Annotated in this window: 25 protein-coding genes; 3 read left to right on the top strand and 22 right to left on the bottom strand. The window is 45.8% G+C overall.

The genetic code is table 11. From position 1 onward, the window contains the following. Positions 1 to 15: 15 nt before the first annotated feature. The 15 genes from H8B09_RS10105 to H8B09_RS10035 all read right to left on the bottom strand — a co-directional run bounded on the left by H8B09_RS10105 (position 16) and on the right by H8B09_RS10035 (position 10989). The gene (locus H8B09_RS10105) at positions 16 to 762 is read right to left on the bottom strand and encodes an AAC(3) family N-acetyltransferase (RefSeq protein ID WP_191203370.1); all 747 of its coding nucleotides are present in this window, start codon (positions 760 to 762) and stop codon (positions 16 to 18) included. 166 nt (positions 763 to 928) lie between these two features. Next, positions 929 to 1666 (bottom strand): glycosyltransferase family 2 protein, encoded by a 738-nt coding sequence (locus H8B09_RS10100; protein ID WP_191203369.1) that lies wholly within the window; start codon positions 1664 to 1666, stop codon positions 929 to 931. A 90-nt stretch (positions 1667 to 1756) separates the two neighbouring features. Then, a complete protein-coding gene (locus tag H8B09_RS10095) occupies positions 1757 to 2323 on the bottom strand; it encodes a DUF1541 domain-containing protein (RefSeq protein WP_191203368.1) in 567 nt (188 codons plus the stop codon). Positions 2324 to 2402: 79 nt separating this feature from the next. Next, a complete protein-coding gene (locus tag H8B09_RS10090) occupies positions 2403 to 3482 on the bottom strand; it encodes a HAMP domain-containing sensor histidine kinase (protein ID WP_191203367.1) in 1080 nt (359 codons plus the stop codon). Further along, entirely contained in the window at positions 3479 to 4174 is a 696-nt protein-coding gene (locus H8B09_RS10085) for a response regulator transcription factor (protein ID WP_191203366.1), read from the bottom strand. The genes H8B09_RS10090 and H8B09_RS10085 overlap by 4 nt, the downstream gene beginning before the upstream one ends. A 23-nt stretch (positions 4175 to 4197) precedes the next feature. Continuing rightward, positions 4198 to 4818 (bottom strand): nitrite reductase, encoded by a 621-nt coding sequence (locus H8B09_RS10080; protein WP_191203365.1) that lies wholly within the window; start codon positions 4816 to 4818, stop codon positions 4198 to 4200. Positions 4819 to 4841: 23 nt separating this feature from the next. Then, complete coding sequence (locus H8B09_RS10075; RefSeq protein ID WP_191203364.1) at positions 4842 to 7268, bottom strand: heavy metal translocating P-type ATPase; 2427 nt, start codon at positions 7266 to 7268, stop codon at positions 4842 to 4844. Between the two features lie 92 nt (positions 7269 to 7360). Next, positions 7361 to 7564, bottom strand: a complete 204-nt coding sequence (gene copZ / locus H8B09_RS10070) for a copper chaperone CopZ (protein ID WP_191203363.1) — start codon at positions 7562 to 7564, stop codon at positions 7361 to 7363. Positions 7565 to 7591: 27 nt separating this feature from the next. Further along, positions 7592 to 7921: a metal-sensitive transcriptional regulator gene (locus H8B09_RS10065; protein ID WP_191203362.1), complete on the bottom strand. Its 330-nt coding sequence runs from the start codon at positions 7919 to 7921 to the stop codon at positions 7592 to 7594. Positions 7922 to 7968: 47 nt separating this feature from the next. After that, positions 7969 to 8304: a glutaredoxin gene (locus tag H8B09_RS10060; protein ID WP_191203361.1), complete on the bottom strand. Its 336-nt coding sequence runs from the start codon at positions 8302 to 8304 to the stop codon at positions 7969 to 7971. Beyond that, a complete protein-coding gene (locus H8B09_RS10055) occupies positions 8297 to 8722 on the bottom strand; it encodes a MerR family transcriptional regulator (RefSeq protein ID WP_191203360.1) in 426 nt (141 codons plus the stop codon). Before H8B09_RS10055 ends, H8B09_RS10060 begins: the two co-directional genes overlap by 8 nt. A 315-nt stretch (positions 8723 to 9037) precedes the next feature. Next, entirely contained in the window at positions 9038 to 9370 is a 333-nt protein-coding gene (locus H8B09_RS10050) for a hypothetical protein (protein ID WP_191203359.1), read from the bottom strand. A gap of 363 nt (positions 9371 to 9733) precedes the next feature. Next, on the bottom strand, positions 9734 to 10126 hold the full coding sequence (locus H8B09_RS10045; protein ID WP_191203358.1) for a VOC family protein: 393 nt from the start codon (positions 10124 to 10126) through the stop codon (positions 9734 to 9736). A gap of 56 nt (positions 10127 to 10182) precedes the next feature. After that, a complete protein-coding gene (locus H8B09_RS10040) occupies positions 10183 to 10458 on the bottom strand; it encodes a VOC family protein (RefSeq protein ID WP_224753440.1) in 276 nt (91 codons plus the stop codon). A 27-nt stretch (positions 10459 to 10485) separates the two neighbouring features. Then, positions 10486 to 10989: a DinB family protein gene (locus H8B09_RS10035; protein ID WP_224753439.1), complete on the bottom strand. Its 504-nt coding sequence runs from the start codon at positions 10987 to 10989 to the stop codon at positions 10486 to 10488. 163 nt (positions 10990 to 11152) lie between these two features. Here H8B09_RS10035 and H8B09_RS10030 point away from each other — a divergent pair, with 163 nt between their 5' ends. After that, a complete protein-coding gene (locus H8B09_RS10030; RefSeq protein WP_191203356.1) occupies positions 11153 to 12073 on the top strand; it encodes an AraC family transcriptional regulator in 921 nt (306 codons plus the stop codon). Between the two features lie 187 nt (positions 12074 to 12260). Here the strand turns inward: H8B09_RS10030 and H8B09_RS10025 are convergent, their stop codons facing one another. The 4 genes from H8B09_RS10025 to H8B09_RS10010 form a co-directional block, all read right to left on the bottom strand. Then, positions 12261 to 14141 carry an ABC transporter ATP-binding protein gene (locus tag H8B09_RS10025; protein WP_191203355.1) on the bottom strand — a complete coding sequence of 627 codons (1881 nt, stop codon included), beginning with the start codon at positions 14139 to 14141 and terminating at the stop codon, positions 12261 to 12263. Between the two features lie 7 nt (positions 14142 to 14148). Next, positions 14149 to 14700: a thioredoxin domain-containing protein gene (locus H8B09_RS10020; RefSeq protein WP_224753438.1), complete on the bottom strand. Its 552-nt coding sequence runs from the start codon at positions 14698 to 14700 to the stop codon at positions 14149 to 14151. Between the two features lie 5 nt (positions 14701 to 14705). Further along, positions 14706 to 15233, bottom strand: coding sequence for a MauE/DoxX family redox-associated membrane protein (locus tag H8B09_RS10015; RefSeq protein WP_224753437.1), 528 nt, complete (start codon positions 15231 to 15233; stop codon positions 14706 to 14708). 629 nt (positions 15234 to 15862) lie between these two features. Beyond that, positions 15863 to 17275 carry an MFS transporter gene (locus H8B09_RS10010; protein WP_224753436.1) on the bottom strand — a complete coding sequence of 471 codons (1413 nt, stop codon included), beginning with the start codon at positions 17273 to 17275 and terminating at the stop codon, positions 15863 to 15865. Positions 17276 to 17461: 186 nt separating this feature from the next. Between H8B09_RS10010 and H8B09_RS10005 the strand changes: the two genes are divergently transcribed. Then, positions 17462 to 17725, top strand: coding sequence for a hypothetical protein (locus tag H8B09_RS10005; RefSeq protein ID WP_191203352.1), 264 nt, complete (start codon positions 17462 to 17464; stop codon positions 17723 to 17725). 382 nt (positions 17726 to 18107) lie between these two features. On the opposite strand, the gene H8B09_RS10000 is transcribed toward H8B09_RS10005, so the two are convergent. From H8B09_RS10000 to H8B09_RS09990, 3 genes are all read right to left on the bottom strand, one after another. Further along, positions 18108 to 18776 carry a hypothetical protein gene (locus H8B09_RS10000; RefSeq protein WP_191203351.1) on the bottom strand — a complete coding sequence of 223 codons (669 nt, stop codon included), beginning with the start codon at positions 18774 to 18776 and terminating at the stop codon, positions 18108 to 18110. A 36-nt stretch (positions 18777 to 18812) separates the two neighbouring features. After that, entirely contained in the window at positions 18813 to 19511 is a 699-nt protein-coding gene (locus H8B09_RS09995) for a zinc metalloprotease (RefSeq protein ID WP_191203350.1), read from the bottom strand. Between the two features lie 258 nt (positions 19512 to 19769). Further along, the gene (locus H8B09_RS09990) at positions 19770 to 20018 is read right to left on the bottom strand and encodes a glycine zipper domain-containing protein (protein WP_224753435.1); all 249 of its coding nucleotides are present in this window, start codon (positions 20016 to 20018) and stop codon (positions 19770 to 19772) included. Positions 20019 to 20332: 314 nt separating this feature from the next. Here H8B09_RS09990 and H8B09_RS09985 point away from each other — a divergent pair, with 314 nt between their 5' ends. Further along, a complete protein-coding gene (locus tag H8B09_RS09985) occupies positions 20333 to 22516 on the top strand; it encodes a heavy metal translocating P-type ATPase (protein ID WP_191203349.1) in 2184 nt (727 codons plus the stop codon). Positions 22517 to 22536 lie beyond the last annotated feature (20 nt).

The following is a 22536-nucleotide window of genomic DNA, read 5'->3' as shown; positions in this document are numbered from 1 at the left end:
ATATTGCTAAGAATATTAATAGTCGGTCAGATAGTTCAGGTCCTGCTTCAGATGTTTGGCAACCATAGTCCGGAGCTGCTTCGCGCTCATTAATCTGGTCGTTGCGTTGCCGAATTTCCCGAGGGTCATGACGCCGGTATTAAGTGCTTCAGGTTCGAGTTTCGTGAATGTGTCGGATCCGACCCGTGCGCAGTGGCGAAACTGTGGCGTGTAGTGGCGGTCACCTTTGGGCCCGATCGTGTATAAGTCAGTTTTCTCGGTGGAAATCGTTCCGACTGCCCCATCCCATTCCTCGACCCCATGAATGAAGGTGTTACGACTAAAATTAACGCCGATCAGCAGGATCTGGGCATCCCGCTGCCAAAGTTTGTGATAGGTGCCGCCTGCTCCGCACGGGGTTTGCAGATGTTCCTCGCCCGCGATAAAGGACTCGGCATCTTTACCCAAGGCTGCCACTGAGTGGGTCGGGTGCAGAGAACGCACGACTCCTGGACGCTTGCGAAAAAGCTCCGTCAGCGCCCCGATGCATGTTGGCGTATACAAGTTGTCGCAGACCGGATTGTCAGTCCCGACATTGCGCCACGTATGCGCCCCCAGCACGAGCAACCCGTCCTTCATGTAGTCACTCAGCGCATCAAGCACAGTCTCCGCACCACCCTCGACCTCGCCGATTGCTTTGTACGAAATATGGATTTTCAACGTCCCGAGCGGGTCAACGCCGATATTATGAAGATGCTCGATCAAACCAGTCTTCGTAAACATAATGTACCTCCGTTTATTTCTTATTTAATATAAGTATCGTCTAGAGTAATACTAAATCATTGTAGGTTTTATTATAACTGCTGCCCGATAGTTTAATAAGAGTTACGTTCGATAAACGCTTTCCGAAGCAAAAGAAAACCCGCGATTATTCGCGGGTAAGCGGGCATTAATAGCGCTGAATCGCATATCGATGAAATCTTTTGGTTCTAGCCACTAAAAGGCTTTTGTGAAGGATATACCTTTCACTAACTTTCCATGTGTGGCTCATTTTATCTTTTCTTCGAATATAAACGTAATTTTTCGGGGAGGTAGCGTAAATCCGGTAGCCGCGAGTTCGGCATCTTCGCAAGAAATTGACGTCTTCTCCAATCGAAACATTTGCGAAGCGAACATTACGAAAGACTTGGCGTTTAAATAAAATCGTACCTCCAGCAACCAGACCTGTATATTTGTTTTGTTGGTTTGGAAAACGAATTATTAGTTTGCTGCTTGACTCTAGAAAATTCAAGATTGCTTTTTTCCCTACTAAATCTGCTCCCGTTCGTCGTATGGCCTTGATTTGTTCTTTCAAATAATAAGGCGAATAATAATCGTCGTCGTCGAATTTAGTAATGTAAGGGTAGGTCGACTTATTAATCGCAAAGTTTAAACACTTGCCTAACGACACTCTCTCAGGGAGTTGATATACCTGGACATTTTTATATTTGTGCGCAATTTTCCGGTATTTACTCAAATTCATATTGTCTTTATTCAAAATAATGATTAATTGTTTCGTTTTATATAGTTGTGCATTGTAATTTTCAAGAATTCGATTAAAAAAATGCGGTCTATTCGTTGATGTGACGATAGAAACTCCACCGATGGGTTTCTTGCTATAGATACAATCTCCCTCCCCGCTAATCATACAGAATATTTAAAAAACTTAGCTTCTGTAAATTGTATGTGATCTTAATTAGCGATGATTGTGCTAGTGTCGCAAAGCTTAGCCTCCTATTTAGCTGAGCTCGCTCTCTGTTACCCATTTATGGTTTTTAACCGGTTCTCCACCAGTAGTTGGCGTATAATCAACCATATATACGGTTGTTTGCTCGGCAGTATCAATCGTTGCCTTAGCTCCATTCATGCCCTCCATATGGTCAGCCATTAGAGTTACCTCTTCGCCTTTATCAAATGGTTTTTCGCCTGCATTCATAATCTCCTCTTGAATAACCCATTTATGATTTGTAACCTTTTCCCCACCTGTTGTCGGAACATATGAAACGGTATAAACCGTAGTGTCAAATGCCCCAGAGATGGTTGCAGTCGCGCCTTTCATGCCAGGCATATGGTCATCGAGTATGACTGCTTGACTCCCAACTTTAAATTTGGGATTATTAGCCTCTTTAAGCCCTGCAGGAAGTTTGTCCGAAGATGAATGTTCCATGTCCATGCCAGAATGGCCCATATTCATACCTTGCCCACTGTTGTTAGCAGCCTGCCCTTGATCCGAACTATTGCCACAAGCGCTTAAAGCAACAGCCAAGACCAAAGTGGCACCAAGTAAAGCTATCTTTTTTTTCATTATCATTAACCCCTTTCAAAGGTGATGATTCAATCTCTTCTCATTCTAATAAACAGTTGTGTAGATCTTGTGAGGAATATCACTGAGAATTAGGAATTTGAAACTCTACTTCGGTTCCTCTGCCTGGTTGGCTTTGGATTTCGATAATACCTCCATGCGCCTCGACTAACTTTTTAACAATCGTTAATCCAACTCCGCTTCCTCCAGATTTTCGGTCTCGAGACTTGTCAGCACGATAAAAACGCTCAAAAACAAACGCCAGTTCTTTGTGATCAATTCCGATACCGGTATCTGAGACTGAAATACTAACCATGTGGTCCTTCTCCGTTACCGCAACAGTAACTCTTCCGCCTGTGGGAGTAAATTTCAAGGCATTGCTGAGCAGGTTAACCATAATTTGACCAAAACGCATTTTATCTATAGAGGCTTGGACCTGCCCTTGATCTTGGAATAATAGCTTCACTCCCTTTTTTTCAAAGGCAGCTTGGTTTGCTATTATATGATGGCGAACTATTGAATGAATGTTCTCCTCATTGAAACTCAGTTTGAAGTTCGGTGATTCCACTTCAGTCAATTGCTCCAGATCGCCAACCAAGAATCGGAGACGCTCGATCTCTTCAAAACATGACTCCAACCGCTTAGGTGTTGGTTCCCACACACCGTCGATCATGGCTTCCATATGGCTTTTTAGCGTTGCAAGAGGCGTTCTTAATTCGTGGGCTACATCGGCCGTCATGGTTTTACGCAGCTGCTGTTGAAGCAGCAGTTGCTCGGCTAAATGATTAAGTGAATGACCAAGGTCAGCCAATTCGTCTTTTCCGTTTACTAATGCACGGGAAGTAAGCTCGCCTTTGGCCATTCGTTCAGCAACACTTTTCATATGGATAAGCGGTGCCGTTATTCGTTTTGCTACAAAGAGGCTAATTACAATTGCAAGTACAATACCGAGTATTGCAGTCCATAGAACGGATTGAATAAGCGCCTGCTCAAAATGCATATCAAACGCTGATGAGGAAGTCATATTGAGATCTTGTGATTGATGACGATACATCGTTAGATGATAGTGAGTTTCAAGCAGAAACGTAATCGTCGCAATAATGAGAACACCAGAAGCAATGCCAATGCACGCTATTGCGATTCGCGCATATAACCTTTTCATGCAGATTCGCCTCCAATAAACCGATAACCTACAGCAAAGACGGTTACGACGTACTCAGGCTTTTTAGGGTCGGACTCAATCTTTTGTCTTAAATTTTTAACATGCTGATCAATTGCTCGAACATTGCCTTCGAAATCAAATCCAAGCACCTTCTCAATTAGTTCTTCCCGTGAAAAGGTTCTGCCTGGATGTCTTGCAAAAGTTTGCAGTAATCGATATTCATTAGGGGTAAGAGTTACGCGGCTGCCGCATTTATGAACTTCATGCTTGGAAGGATGGAGGATTAGATCCCCATCCTTATACGATATGGTCTCAGCAAGAAGGATATCGTCTTGTGCTCGTCGTAAATTTGCCTTCACTCTGGCGATCAATTCGCGCGTGCTAAATGGTTTCAATACGTAGTCGTCTGCACCTAGAGATAATCCTAGGATACGATCATCTTCTGTAACCTTAGCTGTTAACATAATAATCGGCATCGTGGAAATCTGCCGAATCGATTTGCATACCTCTACGCCAGACAAGTCTGGGAGCATGAGATCTAGAATAACAAGATCAATGTTTCCACTTCGGACCAGCTCAAGTGCTGTGATTCCAGTATCCGCTTCTATTGTTCTGAATCCATCCTTTTGTAAATAGGAGACAACGACCTCACGGATTTTTTCTTCATCATCTACAATCAATATGGTCTTCATAGGAACCCCCGTTTACAATCAAATCAATTTGCAAGAGCCTCGCGGAGCTTATCCATCGAGATCCGTTTGATGAATTTCGGGAACTTCTCTTTATTCTTCCCATTCATTTGAAAATACGTAATGAGCTTATCCACCGTAATCATCATTTGTTCCGCATTTACCCCCGTAATGAACAGTTCCGCAAAGGTAGGTTTTAATGATTTAGGCTCTCCGCCGACATAGATATCGAATGTATCTCGCATCTTAACGACCCCGATATCTTTGAGTAACGGTTCGCTCGTCCCAAGAGCACAACCAGCATAACCGATTTTTACTGGCGAAGGTGTTGGTATTCCTGCAATCATGTCGTTTAACTTTTCTGCAATCGCAAGCCCGGCATCTTCAGCACCACGACAAAAGTTACAGGTTATAAGGCTTTTTGTAACAAATCCTGCAGGGTATATTTCTAGCTCTATTGCCGCAAGCTCCCTCTTTACTTCTTCTATTCGTTCCTCTTCCAGTTCAACATACAATTGCTTGAAGTTTGTTAGCTCGATTTTTGCATTTTCCCCAATAATAGAACCAAGGAGTGCAAGTTGTTCCGGTTTTAAAATGGTCCCTCCGACTTCGAATCCTGGTGTGACCGCGAATTTCATCATCCCCATGTAATCCTCTCCCCTCAAGGAATCTACAGTTTAATTCGCTGCAAGCGAAGCGCGTTTAACACAACAGATACCGAGCTTAGTGCCATCGCGGCTCCTGCTACCCATGGCGCGAGAAGCCCAATAGCTGCGATTGGAATGCCAAGCGTATTGTAACCAAGAGCCCAGAACAAGTTTTGCTTGATATTTGCCATTGTCCTGCGGCTCATGAAAATGGCGTCGGCAATACTGGTAAGCTCACCGCGTATAAGCGTCACGTCCGCAGCTTCGATAGCGATATCCGTTCCCGTTCCGATAGCAATGCCTACATCTGCGGTTGCTAGAGCCGGTGCATCGTTAATCCCGTCCCCTACCATCGCTACCTTTTTGCCTTGAGCTTGCAGTTTTTTGACTTCCTCCGCCTTACCTTCCGGCAGCACTTCGGCGAGAACGTGATCGATCCCAACCTCATTTGCGATCGCTTGAGCCGTCCGCTTGTTATCGCCTGTAATCATGATGACTTCAAGGCCCATCTGTTTCAGCTTGGCGATCGCTTCATTCGATGTTTCTTTGATCGTATCAGCGACGGCTACAACTCCGGCATACCGCTTATCGATCGCGATCAACATAGCCGTTTTGCCTTCGGACTCCAGCCGTTCCATCGCTGCTGTTGCCTCTCCAAATGAGATATTTTCATGCTGCAGCAGCTTACGCGTGCCGACCAGCACTTCTTTTCCTTCTACCATCGCCCGGATGCCATAGCCAGGAATCGCTTCAAACTGCTCCGTCTCTGTCAGCGTAATACCTTTGGCAATAATGCCGTTGACGATTGCTTCCGCAAGCGGGTGCTCGGATTGTTTCTCGGCGGAGCCAATTAAGCGAAGTGCTTCTGTTTCGTCAAGGCCCTCAATACGAACATCCGTTAGCTCTGGCTTGCCTTTTGTTACTGTCCCCGTTTTATCGAGTACGATCGTCCCTACTTTCTGCATCGATTCCAGATGCTCGCCGCCTTTAAACAGGATGCCAAATTCCGCTGCGCGGCCCGATCCGGCCATAATCGATGTCGGCGTGGCAAGACCTAATGCACATGGACAAGCGATAACGAGAACGGCAATCGCCTTTTCCAGGGCAGCAGCGAATTCGCCTGGAGTTATCCATATATACCAGACTAGGAACGATATAACCGCGATACCTACTACTATCGGTACAAAAATGCCGGAGATCACGTCGGCTATGCGCTGAATCGGCGCCTTCGAACCTTGAGCTTCTTCCACGACTTTAATAATTTGAGCAAGGGCCGTTTCTTTGCCGACTCGAGTGGCTTTGATTTTTAGGCTGCCGTTTTTGTTTACCGTTGCTCCGATAACGGCATCACCGGCTTTTTTCTCTACCGGGATGCTTTCACCGGTCAGCATGGACTCGTCGACAGCGGATGTCCCCTCTACCACTTCGCCGTCCACTGGGATCTTATCGCCAGGTCTTACTAGGACGATGTCACCGATGATGACTTCTTCAACCGAGATGATCATTTCTTGGCCATCGCGAATAACGAGTGCCGTTTTTGCTTGTAATCCCATTAGTTTCTTGATGGCTTCCGATGTACGCCCCTTGGCAAGAACTTCGAACAGTTTGCCTAGAATAATAAGCGTAATCAAGATCGCACTGGTTTCATAATACATATCCGGTGCATGATGATGAGCGTCTGCGGTAATCGCCCACTTAAGCGTTAAATACAAACTATAGAAATATGCGGCGGATGTCCCAAGCGAAACGAGCACATCCATATTGGCGCTTCTGTTCCGGAGCGCCTTATAGGCTCCCACATAAAACTGGCTGCCGATAACGAATTGTACAGGAGTTGCCAGAGCGAGCTGAACCCAAGGGTTCATCAGAAATTCGGGTAAGTATATCCACGACGTAAACGAGAAATGGCTCACCATCGCCCACAAAAGTGGTACAGATAACACTGCGGATAGCAATAGCTGCAGCTTTTTGTGGCGAATTTCTTTCTCCTTATGGTCGCCCTTTGCTTCTTCCTCTTCTTTACGAAAGGCTTTGTAGCCGAGTTGTTCAACTTTTTGCGTCATATCGGCTACAGATACTTGCGCTGCACTGTACTCGACATGAGCGGTTTCGAGCGCAAAATTGACGGTGGCCTTGCTCACGCCGGGTATTCTGCTTAAGCCTTTCTCAATGCGAGCCGCGCAGGCCGCACAGGTCATGCCGACCAACTTAAAGTCGACTTCATCTTTAACAGTGCTGTAACCGAGATCAGTAATTTTCTGCTCCATTGCCGAAACCTCTACTTTGGATGGATTAAAGGTAACAGAAGCTTTTTCTAGCGCAAAATTGACGTTAGCATCGTCAACCCCTTCCATTTTTTTGAGCCCTTTTTCAATCCGATTAGCACAAGCAGCACAAGTCATACCTGCAATTTGAAGCGTTGTTTGTTCTTGCTCTATTTGTTTTTCCATAAGCTCACCTCTCATTGTAATGTACCCCTAGGGGGTATATTATTATCAAAAAAAATATGTGTTTAGAAAGAGCTGCTAAGCAGCCCCCTCTGTTAGTTAATAACATCATAACCTTGTTCTTCGATTGCCTCTTTAATTGAATCCAAAGTAATGTTGGATTCATTGAATTCCACAGTAACTGTACCAGCGGATAAATCCACTTTAGCGTTCGCCCCGAGCTGCTTAACCGCGCCTTCAATAGAATTCACACAGTGATTGCAGGACATGCCTTGAACTTTAAGTGTCACGGATTGCATTGTCATCTCTCCCTTTGATAGATTAAATTATTTTATTAATTTATTCATGGTAATCATGAGCTCTTTAATGACTTCATGATCACCTTCTTGGATGCGTTCGATAACACAGCTATTCATATGGTGTTCCAACAAGAGCTTACCAACGCTATTCAATGCTGACTGAACTGCGGCTATCTGATTAAGAACATCATCGCAATAGGTATCTTTCTCTATCATGTTCTTTAATCCTCGAATCTGCCCTTCAATTCGATTTAATCGTGAAGTCAAATTGCTTTTTACTTGATCCGAATGATGACTCTTACGTTCATTTCTGTTGTTGTGGCAGCTTTCAACCTGCTCTTGTTCAAATTGCTCCATAGAATCACCTTCCCTGAACAAAGATTAACATACCCCATAGGGGTATATCAAGTGGGTAAATGCACATTTTGGGAATTTGTCGCTTCTTTGGGTTCTGCCGCTACGATCGATTCAGTTTTATCAATCCCAAATTCATTTTGTTTTAGTCCATGAAGTCTCGCATTTTTCACCTTCTCAATGTCAATGACCTTTCCATTAATCGCGACTGAAGGAATCATCTGAACGCCATACAACTTTGCTTTTACGATATTTTCGCTAGAAGCATGCCTTTTATTTAAGTTATAGACTGTAACGTCACATTTGGAGCAAGCTAACTCTTGTACTTCGATGACCATTTCCTCACACAAAAAGGTTCCTGCTGTAAACACTTCGATTTTAGCCATTCTCCAGTCCTCCATTCTTTAGATTCTGAATAACAATACAATCATTTTTTGACTGCACCATAGCGTTATTGGGTTGATTAACGACCGTTTCCAACATGGATTTAAGCCTATTTAGTTGGTTAACTTTCTCTTCAATCTTACAGATCTTGTCTTTAGCAAATAGATGCATTTCCTCAATTGGAAAGTAATCGTCACTTCTGAAAATTGATAATAGCCTTTTGATTTCTTCCAGGGTAAATCCTAAATCCTGAGCTCTCTTGATTAATCGAATATCTTGCACAGTTATTGATGAGAAAATCCTGTATCCCGATGAGTTTCTAGAAGGCTGAGGTATCAATTCTCGCTTTTCGTAATAACGAATGGTTTCGACATTGACACCAGCTGCTTTAGCTACTTGGTTAACTGTTAATCCTTCCATAATTCACCTCCCCCTATTGTTATTATAAACCCCTGACTTAGGTACAGGGTCAATAGGGCTTCTGCTTCGTCGGGAATGTACCTAAGTTCTTGTCACTGCGCTTTGATATGAACTTGATGACATAAATCAAAAAAAGCCGCGATTTATGCGGCTCCTAATGGGACTATGTTCTTGTCACCCGACAGTTGAATCTTTTCTATAAAAACCATTGTCACATTTATTGATTGATGTGTGCTAGCATTCATGGGACAGATTCAATTCGATGTGTGTATGACGTTATGCGCCGTCTTCCTAAAGAATCTGCTCAAATCCTCCCTAATGCTTAAGCAGTTCCTGCTCAAAACTCTCCTTAAGCGAGTCATTGCTGGCTTGAATCATAAATTGAATTTCATCCCATTCGCCCATCACTCGGCGTATCGATATTAGATCGTCCTCATCGGCATAAGTGCTAATATCTTTCAATATGGCGAACACTAATGCGTCTTTGGCTAGACTAAAGCCATCATCCACTCCCGAATTCAGTCGGTAGAATTCGTAAAAACGTTTGAAACGTTCCATGAGTGTTTCGTTTAATACCGAGGATAACAAAGCAGCAGCTTGTCCCTCCGTCTCGTCGGCCCGGTAGAAAGTATCATCTGGCGGAAGCATTAATACGGCCACTCTCCTTTTTATAGTCTAATATGTGTTACAAAGGTTTAATTTATACAATTATACATGTTTATCATTGAACCAAGCGATGAATGCATCCACGTCCTGAACTGGCAGTTTCAAATTGGCCGCTTACTGCTGGAGCCTGAAACTCAATTTGGTTGGGAATATCACTAAGCCCTTGTCACCCGACAATTGACTTCTTTGTGCTTCAAATCATGCTTTCGACCTTTCACTGCTCCGACTAGCCGATAAAAAATGCCGCACCTATGCGGCATATAATTGATGTTTTTCTTGTAATCTGACAGATTCGAACTACGCCCAGCCTAGGCAACGCCGAAAAAAGCTTACCAACGTTTTCTCTTATAGTTGTTGTGCTATCTCCCAAATATGCCCGCCAGGATCGGCGAAACTTGCAGTACGCACTCCCCACGGTCGGTTCATAGGACTGTTGAGAAGAACGACACCCCGTTCAATTAATTCGGTACAGACAGCATCCACGTCGTCTATTCGAATGGTGAGTACGAACCGTGACCCCGCCTGTGGGTTAGCAACCTCCTCAGGATCGACGAGGCCGCGCGCGGCAGAAACACTTAGTAAATTAATGCTCATGTTAGCAAAATTAAATACTGCAGAGTTGTCATCTTCCCACACGGAAGAGATACCAAAGACTTGTTGGTAAAAAGATTTCGCAGCTTGCAGATCCTCGACAAACAATGTAATGACATTAATGCTCTTGAACCCTAGAGCTTCCATTGTGAAGCACCTCTCTCAAGTATATGGATGTGGAATTTCTTCTTAAGTTCTTGTCCCTAAGCTGCATCCGTGTTCATATAGTTAATTGCCCACATATGGCCGTCCAAGTCCTCGAAGGCCCAATGATACATGAATCCATAATCCTCAGGCTCTTCATATGATTTCCCGCCCAAGGAGACAGCAGTATTCACGATTTCCTCCACCTTCTCTCGGCTCTCGAAGGCCAATGCGATCGTCATTTGAGCATACTTTGTTGTGTCAACGGTTTCCTTCTGCGTGAGCGACTTTAAAAGTTCTTTGGCGAGCAACATGACCTGCAGGTTGTCGCTCATCGTCAAATTGGTTTATTGTAATGATATTTAGGTGAAAGCTGATCCGGGAATAATTAAGTTATGTACACTTCGTGTCTCAAAAATTTGGCTAATGTGATGATTGGCGTGCGATAGATCCCAACTCAATTCATCGCGAATGATAACTTGTTCATTTCCTATAGTTACCACCCTGTCTAACGGGACAGATAATGTCTCATAAAGATACACAATATATTCTCTTATTAGTTCAAATAGTTTAAGTTCGATATGAATCGGTCGCTCGGAATATTTCATAGCGTCAGCCCAGATATCTGGATTAAAGCCGTCGTCAAAAATGAACCTGTGACCCGTATTGGAGAACGCAACGCGATGTTTTTGAAAATAGTTAAGTTCACAATCAACAATGTGATGAGCAAGTTGACGAATTGACCACTTTCCTGGTGCTCGGCACAAATCCAATTGTTCTGTGGTCAGACCTGTTATTGCATCTATAAGATGTTTAGGTTGATCTCTATATTGGTTCAAAAGAACCCTATCTGACTCTAGCAACATTTCCAAAAACCTCACTTTCAATTTGGTGAAGAAGATCACCCTAATTTTGGGTATGTTTCCTTCTTATTATAGGGAACGCCTGTTCCCTTGTAAAGTATTTCCTCCTCAAATAACCTTATAATGAAGAAAATTCATAATGACAGGGGGAAAATAATTTATACACATGAATAAGGAATATATAGCTCGTATCAATCAGGTGGTCCGATATATCGAACATAACCTGGCCTCTTCCTTTACCCTTGAGGAACTGGCCGGTATTTCCGCTTTTTCGCCCCATCATTTCCACCGAGTGTTCAAACACGTCATGAACGAGAATGTATTTCAATTTATCAATCGGCTGAGAGTAGAGAAAATCAGCAAGGTCATCGTATTTGATCCCGATCGAAGCTTGACTGATGTCGCGCTTGAGTGCGGTCTTCAATCGTCTGCCCACTTGTCACGAACATTCCGCCGGCACACTGGTTTGAGCGCGTCTGAATATCGGAAGAAATATAATCTTGAACGTACGAAAGAGCAGTTCGAACAGGAGCGAGCGGCCGCGAATGAAGCCGCTCAACTGCAGGAGATTGAGCAGAAGTATTCCAATCTTAAGATAACGATTCGTCTGCTCCCTGCTCGACAGGCCGCATGCATCCATCGCAAAGGATCGCTCATCCAGGAGATGTACGATATGACGGTATTAATGGCATTTAGCAAACTCGCAACATGGATGCAGACCCATGACCTGCTGGAAAGTGACAGCCAGGCAATCGGACTCATCTTCGACGATCCTTGTCTTACGGCGCAATCGATGCAGCGATATGCGGTAAGTTTCACCACCTCGAAGAATGTTTCTTCTTCTTTGGAAGTTCAGTCCATTACCCTTTATGGAGGGACATATGCAGTTATACCGCTCGCTGAACCATTCCATGTGCTGCGTGAACTTATTCATTTAGTAAAGATCCGTTGGCTTCCGCAAAGCAACTTTCAATGGGATGAAAGCCGGCATGAGATGGCGATTTTTCAAAGCACCGAACTATCCGATCCTGGGGATATGGTGCGGCTTGCCTTTTGTATTCCCGTCAAGCTGAATGATAACAAGTAATCTCCGCACAAATCAAAAGGGACGCGGATTCGCGTCCCTTTCTCCTCATTATTGGCAACCGCAGTAACCATTACATGGTTGGCCGTTTTCGTCTAGCAGAAACAATACATGCATGCTGTTATAATAACCACAAGCATGAGTTGTGCACATTGTAGTTGTACCACACATTACAATTCACCTCCCTTCGTTATCCTGCATGAATAACATTCCGAAGCTGCTGAGACTCCCTTTGACTGCTTTCCGAATTCTCGTACCATTGTGACTGTACGTTGTACATGCGTTCGTATTCGCCGCCCAGCCCCAGCAGCTCCTCATGGGTACCCCGCTCGACAATCCGCCCATTCTTCATCACCAGAATATAGTCCACGGCTTTGCAGATCCCGAGCCGATGGGAAATGAGCAGGGTAGTCTTGCCATCGGCCATACGCAGAAAATTCTCGTACACGGCAGCTTCCGTCAGCGGATCCATCGAGGCTGTCGGCTCATCCAGCACAACAACGTCCGCTTGACGGAAGTACGCCCGGCTGATGGCAATCTTCTGCCATTGGCCTTGCGACAGCTCGCGTCCTCCGTCAAACATAGGGCCGAGCGATGAATCAAAGCCGTCTTTCAGATCTTCGATGAACGCATGGGCTCCCGACTTGGCCGCAGCCAACTCGAGCCCTCCGTCATCCGTCATCCGTTCGACGGACCCGAAACCGATATTCTCACGCACCGTCAGCTGATAGCGTACATAGTCTTGAAATACCGCCGTTATCCGCTTCCGCAGTTCCGTTGGGTTCAAGGCCCTTATATCGATCCCATCGAATCGGATGGCCCCTTCTGAAGCCGTATAAAGTCCTAACAGGCATTTGACCAGTGTCGATTTGCCGGCACCGTTATCGCCGACGATCGCAATCTTCTGCCCGGGTAGAATATGAAAGCTGATATCTCTGAGAACAGGTACGGATTGGCCAGGATAGCGGAAGGCGAGGTTGTCCGCTTCAATTCCCTTCACACTTCGAACTTGCAAGGACAGCGGAGCGGAGGACTCCTCCTCCACCGGCAGCTCCAGAAAAGCAAACAACTCCCGGGCAAAGAGCATATTCTGATAAATCAGCGCAAGACTCGAAGAAATGGAAAGGAGCTGGTCTTTAGCCGAAATAAACGCTTGGGATAACGCTACATACTGCCCAATCGTCAACCTTCCTTGCGTTCCCAACCAGGCCAGCCCCAGCATGAAAGCTCCTCCCAGAAGGCCATTGAACGATTCCACGCCTCCATTGATCAGAATCCCTTGCCTCTCCAACCGAACTTCCTTTTGGGCATTTTCCCCGTACAAGCTTCTCCATCGTTCCATCAAATAGGGAGCTAGCCCAAACAACCTTATTTCTTTGGCAGCCTCCCGCCCGACCAGCAGCGAGAACAGATACTGCGTTTTGCGGGCAGTCGGCGTTTGAAAAATCATCAGCACAAACCGCCGCCGTCCAAGAAGCGTGTTGACGATAAAGGAAGGGGCGGCGAACACGAATAATCCTACGGCGAGCAGCCAATGAAAGCTGGCGATTACAAGGAAATAGCCGGTGAAGGTAAATATACCTTGCAAAACCGCAAACGTACCATCCACTAGAATCATGCTGCTTTGGCTGGCGGTCGCGCGGTGAAATGAGTCATAATAATCCGGTCGATCGTAATAAACGAGCGGAAGTCGCGACGATTGCTGCGCCATGCGGTCATCCAAATAGAACTTCGTTTTCATCTTAAGGGACGTCATGATGATGCTGTCCAGTGACTTTATGCCCGCAGCCGCTAGGGTTATCCCTAACTGATACAGGATAATCTCTCCTGCTTCTCGCAAAGGGTGGCCCGCCGTAATGACTTGGGTAACGGCGTTGACCAGCAGACTAACGAAATAGAGTTGAACGACCGATTGAAAGGCAAGCAGAAGTCGGCAAGCTACGGTGCCCATTAAACTAAACGGAGACACCGTCCATAGCAAGCGGTACATCTTAAGAAGGGTTATTACGAGCAGCGCCGATGCTCGCTTCGAGCGGTCTTCCGGCTGGCTAGGGTGCAGTGTGCTGTTCATGGTCCACTCAACCCGCGAGTTTCATGCTTGAGCGGCGTCCCTGCCTGACAAGTAAATCAATGCACTCTGCCGTGTTAATCATGCCCTTGGACAGCACTCTGCCGTCCGCAGACAGATAATAGGCGAACGGAAACCCTTCCAGCTTGACTTCCGCTTTAATGGATGGCGTTAGCCCATAGATAGGGGCAGAAATGCCGGCTTCTCTCAATTTCAATACAATTCTACCGTCGTGATCTTCCGCCCCGTCCATAATCACTTGCGTTTTCAGGTCATATTTCTTCTCCGCATACGGAAAGAGCGGATAGACGGTGCTGCAGACCGGACAAGTGCTTGCCGAGAATAGCAGAAGTGTACCCTGCTTGTCAGGATAAGAGACGCTGAATGGGATGTGCTCGACGACGGATTGGATATTAAACTTGGGAAATAGCGTTCCCACCGGCAAACCCGATGCGCTTGCCCCAAGCATCCGTGTCGGCTTTTTGGCGATGGTTAGGGTTAACATCGTTAACGACAAGACCAGGAGCCACAGCACAATATTGGAGATAGACGCCATATTCAATGGATTCACTTTCCTTTCGCCAAACGGTATCGAGACCGGAATGCCGCGGCAATGGCATAGATCATAAGGATGCCGAGGGAGCAGAAGACGGCAGATACGGTGTCCGTGGCCGCCATCTGATACAATCCCGTCCCTTCGCTATGCAGAAGCAAGGGAATTAGGCAAGCCGCAAGAACCAGCGAACGAACCAACGTTGCCGTTCCGAGCGGCTCTTCCACCAGGTTGCCGAAGCATTGGCAGTCCACTTTCTGCTCCTTGGCCCGGATCGCACGGATCGAGACGACGATGAAACCCGCCAGCATGCACAGCAGAAGCGCCTCCCCCGGCAGTCTTAGCGGCTCAATGAGCAGAAGCGCGGCAGCGACAATTTCAACAAAAGGGAATATCCAGGATAACCTTCTTGCGGAAGCGTCCTTGAAACCGATCGAGGACAGCGTTTCATAGAAGGAGAAACGGGAAGTCAGCTTGGCCGCTCCGGAGAAGAGGAAAACCGTTGCCAAAAATATCTGCAGCAAAACGTAGAACTCGTTCATACCTCACCCCAACTACCATAATAAAAATAGGTTGACCCCATCACATGCTTGTATATTGGCAAAGAAAAGGGACGCTGGATCGCATCCCTTTCCGGTTGTACCGGCAGGAGCTTACGTTAGCAAGTGCAATTCGAGTAGCATTTGTTTCCCCACTGGTCAACCCACCAATGGGTATAACCATTACTATTATTGTAGCAAGGATCAGTTGTACAATAATTGCCAGCTCCGCAACCTGGATACATATGATTCTCCTCCCAACGTATATTGAGTGTAAGCGCTTAATTGCTTACGAATATAATATATACCCGGGATTCAGGGAGCTTCTATCCAGTTATTGCTATGTTTTTTAACACTCCTTGCTAATAGTCGTCCCGCTGGCGTTGGTCAATAAAATGCCTCTGTCCCCGCGCTATGCGATGACAGAGGCATTCAAATCTCGCCTTCTACAAAAGTCGCCAATATCTACCAGGTTTCACCCTAATTTTAGGTGTGTTTCCTTCTTATTACTGGGGACGTTTGTTCTCTTGTGAAGTATTTCCTTTTTGACGATCTGCCCATTACTGCTCCACGCGCCGTGCGCCAAAGGATCGGACGACGAGTACGGCCGCACCCGCGAGAGAACGCGCAACCTACGATTCGTAGGCTGCAGGCGGGTTCGTTGTAAGTTTACGCTTCCGCTCAGGCAGTGCCATTCCTACTAATAGCCCTGCCAGCGATAGAACACCGGATACAAGGATCGCCGGGGCAAATCCATTGGTGAACATTTGAGCGGAAGTGTAATCGCCGTTCGCAGCGAATACGATGGCTAGAACCGCAATACCGAACACGCTCCCAAGCTGACGAAGCATATTGAATACGCCGGACGCTTTGCCGATTTCGTTCGAAGCGACAGATCCGATCACAACACTCATCGTTGACGTCTGCGCCATCGACAAACCACAACCGCTGATGATCATCGGCGCGATGAAGGCTCCATAAGAGGTGTCTGGCGCTGCAATAATCCCCATCCATAACATGCCGACCGTATGCATGAAGAGCCCGCAGACAACTAGCCGCTTCTCCCCTAGTCGGTTGACCAGATTACCGACGACCGGCGCGATTACAAATGCGATTGCGGTCCATGGCAGCATTCTAAGGCCTGTGCCTAACGGGCTGTAGCCCTGCCCGACCTGCAAATATTGAGCTATGAAGAACAAAGCGCTAATCAACGATGTATATAGCAGAAAGTTCGCTGCGTTGCCCATAGAGAAGGTACGAGAACGAAACATTCGCATTGGCAGCATGGGATGAAGAGCGCGGAGTTCCCAGCCGACGAACAGCAGTATGCAGAGAAGGCCCATTGTTATCGGCAGCAAGACTTCATAGCTGTACCAGGTCTCGCCCCCGATTCGAATCAACCCCCATACGAGTCCAAGAACACCGCAGGTCAACAATAGAAGACCTCTGATATCCAGCGCAATATTCGGCCCATGACTCTCACTGACGCGACTCCATAATGTCGCTAGCAAAAAGAGTCCGATCGGTACATTCAGCCAGAATATCCATGGCCATGCAATCCCTTCGGTGACGGCGCTGCCTATAACGGGTCCTGCGAGAACGGCCAGCCCGATGATTCCGCTGAATTGACCCATTGCCTTCGCCCGTTGCTCGGGTGGGAATGCAGCGCTTAGGAGAGAGACTGACAATGGCATGATTAACGCAGCCCCGACACCTTGAGTGGCCCTGAATGCGATCAGCCACTCTAGACTGCCAGCCATGGCGCAAGCAGCAGATGCAGTCGTAAACACACCAATGCCCACAGCAAAAACAAGACGTCTTCCGAACCGGTCACCAAGAGCCGAGGCGGTCATTAAGAGCACGGCAAAGCAGAGGATATAAGCGTTGACGATCCATTCTAGCGTCTCCAGCGAAGCGTCAAGCTCCCGCTGCATGGTACTCAGTGACGTGGATACGACCGACGTATCCAGTACGACCATAAATGCTGCGATTGAACTGAGGAGCAGGACCCAGCCGCTCCTTGTTGTGCTATTCCCTTTTTCCAAAATAACGCCCCCTTTAATGCGTACTCCAATATAAGTCGGTTGAGCAGGGGCGATTTCGACATTGGATGAAAAAAAAGTACCGCTAGCCTCTATGCCATTTTGACAGGTAGAGCTTAATTATGGGAATACTAACTTAAGTGACACTTAGGCGTATTGTATATCCTACAAAGGAGTTCTGACTACGAAATGAAACGTCTGCAAGAAGTCCTTCATCGCAGAACTATCAGCCAATTTTTCAATACACTTCATCGTTACAAGCTCCTTCAGATCTTGATCCCAGCTGCTGTTATTGCGTTTATTTACTGGGAAGGTAAGAACGAATTCCAAAAAATAAAATGGACAGGTACCCTCCACACGCTTCACCATATGAATCCGTTGACAGTGCTTTTATTAGTTGGAACTTCACTGGCCGCGGTTGCTACTGTTAGCGTTTATGACTTTGTGCTTTGACGTCATTTTCAAATCCCCATCAGTTTCTGGGAAACACTCCGTTATGCATGGGTAGCAAACACGTCGAACCGATATTATTGTTGGAACTGGTTAGGCTTATTGCGCGACGGCCCAAAAGAGAATAAATATAGCCAATTGGATTTACTATTCGCTGAATGTGGACGATAAGCCAGCAATTGAGTCGGTTCCTCAGCTAGCAGGGTTAATTGATCCAAACATTCATAGCTGCGGCACAGTTCGTCCACATGGTGAAGCTGAGCTTCGACAGCCGGAGAAGAACTTCTATATCGTTGGTTGCTGTAGTACGACGTAAAGCCAACTGAGTACCACCTCCCCCAGCCCCTCGGATTGCAATTAAAAGATAAGCTCAACGTTTGAATCGTTATTTTACTTTCTCCTTTATTTTCTGTTTTACATTCTCGTACGTTTGGTTATCTAATTCAGCGAATTCCGGAGCTTTCGAATATAGCGGGTGAATCTTTTCTTTACTTTTGTCCTTTTTGTCTGTTATATCAGTTTTGTCCATTTTGAAATAGCCTGCCGAGAAATGAGCGGAATGATATTTGCCTGTCTTCTCATCCCGATTTAAAAATAAGATGTAGTTATCACCTACTTGTACTTCCGGATCCAAGTTTACGTCAGCATTGTAAATGTTGAGCGTGGCTTCGTCGCCATCAATTTTCCCCTTGAGTGTGTCCGAGACGGAAATGACGATATCCCTCCCTTTCACCGTATAAGATGGGTCTGCTCCGGACTTATCCGCTATCGCTCTTTCAGGTGTGCCTTCCTCCATCGTGAACGTATTCGATGTGTCATTGATTGAAACGATCTCCCCGGATATTATGGTGTCGGCGGAATCTACAATTGCTTGCAAGTTTTTCGGATATCTGACACTTACAGATGCGTTGCCGGCACCTGCAAATTCCGGTTCCGTCCATCCCTCTTCAAGAGTCTGTTTGGCAGGACTATTGTTTAGTTTGCCGTATGCAGCAAAGCCAGCCCCTAGAAGAACTACCGCTAATACACCTGAAAGAAAGATATGTTTTCTCATCATTAACCCTCCATCTTCAAATAGCTTCATTGAAAATTAATAGCCATAAAACCGTTTGACCTCACCTATTTCATGATTTTGCGGTGCATAGTTTTTCTCCATCCACATGTATGTATAGCTCATGATCGAGGGATCCGTAGTTGGATCTGCTGGATTATACTTAGGATCGTGAGAATGTCCGAGACACAATACATGCCCGAATTCATGAGTCATTGTTACGATATAATCATGCTTCGACATCGACATATAGACAGGTTTGGGATTGAAATAGATTGAAGCAAGTTTGATTTGTTTGCTGGAAGCGGCGGCGGAATCATAGGTAGTAATGACACTACCGTTTGTGTCAACTACATCCGTAACCCCTATAACTTCATAAGTCAAGCTAGGAGGGCCAAAACGATTCGTCCAGTACGACTCGGTTGTAGTGGCTAGACGTACATTCGGAGCGGTTAAACTCGAAGATGTGGTGAATTCGACTGGAGCAGCCGAAGAATGCCACGCCGAACGGGCCGTATCATAGTTGGTTGACCAATTTCCACTTAAATAGACAGGATCAATTATGACCTTAAGACGCCCGGTCGATGAATTTTTGTTAATCCATCGCAAAGGAACAGTGCTAACACTTCCCGAACTGTTTACTTTGTAATACATTTCGTGATCGCTCGCATATACGTTAAGCGCAAACGAGAATACCATGGTCAAAATGAAGAGCAAAGAAACTAATTTTTTCTGCATAATGGTAAATCCATCCTCCCTAAATTTTTTATGCCTTGAATGATTCATGCAACATACAACACGTTTTGTCATTTTCACCTACTATCGGTCGAATTTTAAAGAGTTTACAAATATAGTTTAACGAAACAATTCGACTACTTGACTAAACAAAATTTAATTAAAACTGTAATAAATATAGCTTTGTGTATTATTATGATAAACACAAGCAGCCCGCGAATATTCGCGGGCTTTAATAACTTCCTAATAGTTGGTACAGCACTACTCCTTCGATTCAGTCTGGTTCGCGTTGTCGACGTTATCACTATCGACATCCTCGGCGCCTTCTCCAATCTTATTACCTAACGCGCCACCAACGACGGCACCTGCAATCATGCCGAGTGGTCCCAAAAAAGAACCCAGTGCAGCCCCTGCAGCAGCAACGCCGATGGTTCCCACAGCTTCACCTGAGAGCACATCAGCAGTGTTGTTGTGTTCTTCATTATGTTTACGCTCGTTTTTCTCCGTCAACTGTATCACTCCCTTGTTTGATATAGGGAAGCACGGCACTTTTCCTGCGTTAGTCCCAAAACATATATTGCCCATTTTCTTTTTAGAAACAACTGCCTTACGTGTCGTCATCTCTGTGGTAGTGTGACAAGCCGGCCGGAGGATGTAACGAGTTTGTCGCATTAGCAGTAGTTACCTTAGTCATCTCGTCTGAATAACTTATCGGGTTAAAGGTTAGGTTCAGAGCTATTTCCTATCGAAAAATGGGTTTGACATCCGATTTTTACGGCATTATCATATGAATAAGTATTCATATGTCGAGGAGAAGGTTGATTATGAACGAATACCGGGTTAAAGGTCTCTCATGTGGAAATTGTACGCTTGGGTTGGAACATCAGATCAAGAAACTCGAACATGGTGAAACAGCCACATTAAGTTATAATTCAGGCAAATTAAAGCTTGATCCGCGGGTGCCGATGGATCGAGTCGAACAGATTTTAAAGACGGATAATGCGTATATTGATTGGAGCCAGGCACAATCACAAACGCCTCCTCCCCCACTCGAGCATGCTCACAGCGATCATGACCATAGCGGTCATAATCATAGCGCCGGTAACCATACGCATTCCCATTCACATGACCATGCTCACGATCACAACCACGAACATGGGAATTCCAGAATCATTAAACTTCTTATTGTTGCAGCAGTCTTTTACGGTGCTGCCGTACTGGCTGGCGATCAAGTGAATGAGATCTTTCAAATCAGTATGTATGTAGTCGCAATTATCTTGAGCGGTTATTCCACTTTTATAAGAGGGCTAAAGAATTTAGCAGCGCTTAGGTTCAATATTGATACGCTGATGACGATCGCATTGACTGGGGCTGTTGCAATCGGTGAATGGAAAGAAGCAACGCTTGTAGCTTTGCTATTCGGTATTAATGAGCTGTTGGAAGGTCTTGGCATGGAGAAGGCACGACGCTCCATGGAGACGCTTCTGCAAGTAGCCCCTAAGGAAGCTATTCGCTTAGAAGAAGGTGTTGAGACTGTCGTTCCAATCGCTTCGCTACGCGTGGGAGATCTTGTTGTAGTAAAGCCAGGTGAAAAAATCCCTTCCGATGGCTTGGTCGAAGATGGTCGGAGCTCGGTGAACGAAGCTGCTATTACGGGAGAATCGCTGCCGGTTGAGAAGGCAGTTGGTGAACTTGTATTTGGCGGAAGCATCAACAATGAGGGTCTTCTGAACATTCGGATTGAAAAGGCGTATAAAGATTCTTCTCTCGCCACAATTCTTCACCTGGTAGAAGAAGCGCAGGAAACGAAAACACCAACTGAACTGTTTATTAACAAATTCGCACGTTATTACACGCCAATTATCATGATCATTTCAGCGCTTGTAATCCTTATACCTCCTCTTCTTATGGGTGGGGACTGGAGTAAGTGGCTGTATCAAGGCTTAGCTGTACTTATTGTCGGTTGCCCGTGCGCGCTCATACTCTCCTCCCCTATCGCGATTGTTGCCGGAATTACCCGCAATGCCCGTAATGGCATACTAGTCAAAGGCGGTGTCTTCCTGGAGCAGTTGGGTAAAATCGATACACTTGCCTTTGATAAGACGGGCACGCTAACAAAGGGAGAGCCACATGTTGAGGAGACTGTCGTTTATGATGAGCAACGCTTCCTCATGGTTGCTGGTTCAATCGAGAAGTCGTCTTCCCACCCTTTGGCTAAAGCGATTATGAAAAAGGTCGAAGCGGAACAAATTCAACTCGTCTCCCTTGATGAGATTCAAACCATGTCAGGTCAAGGGATTGTTGCTTGGATTCTAGGCAAACAGTACTGGTTAGGCAATGAGAAGAGTATGAGTCATTTGATTATCCCCTCACAAGTACAGGGTCAGATCGAAGCTCTTAAAGAAAAGGGTCTCACACTTGTACTATTGGCTGATCATGAACGAATTCTTGGCATGTTCGGTATCGCGGACGAAATTCGTGAAGAAAGCCAATTGGTCATTAAACAATTACATCGTGCAGGTATTCGTCGTACGGTAATGCTCACGGGAGATCATCAGAAGACAGCTGAGAAAGTCGCATCAATAATAGGTGTAAGCAGCTTCTACGGCAATCTCCTTCCCGAAGATAAGGTAAGTAAAATTCAGGAGCTTAGCCAGCAAGGGCCTGTAGCGATGATTGGTGATGGCATCAATGATGCGCCTGCCTTAGCGACAGCTCAGCTCGGGATCGCGATGGGCAAAGGGACGGATAGTGCGATCGAAACCGCAGATATAGTTCTCATGCAAGATCATCTGGGGAAACTACCTGAAGCCATTTCAGTTGCCAAGAAAGTGAACAGGATTGTTCGATTTAACATTACTTTCGCCTTGGGCCTGAAGATCATCGCCCTGCTTCTTACGATTCCAGGCTGGTTAACGTTATGGTTCGCTATCCTTTCCGATATGGGAGCTACTATCTTTGTGACGCTTGTAAGTCTGACTGTTCTTATTAACAATAGAAAACATTAATGAAAATAAAACAGGCGGAG

Source organism: Paenibacillus terricola, from assembly GCF_014779765.1.
In the GTDB taxonomy this organism is placed as follows: domain Bacteria; phylum Bacillota; class Bacilli; order Paenibacillales; family Paenibacillaceae; genus Paenibacillus_T; species Paenibacillus_T terricola.
This window is presented reverse-complemented; position numbering and strand designations above follow the sequence as displayed.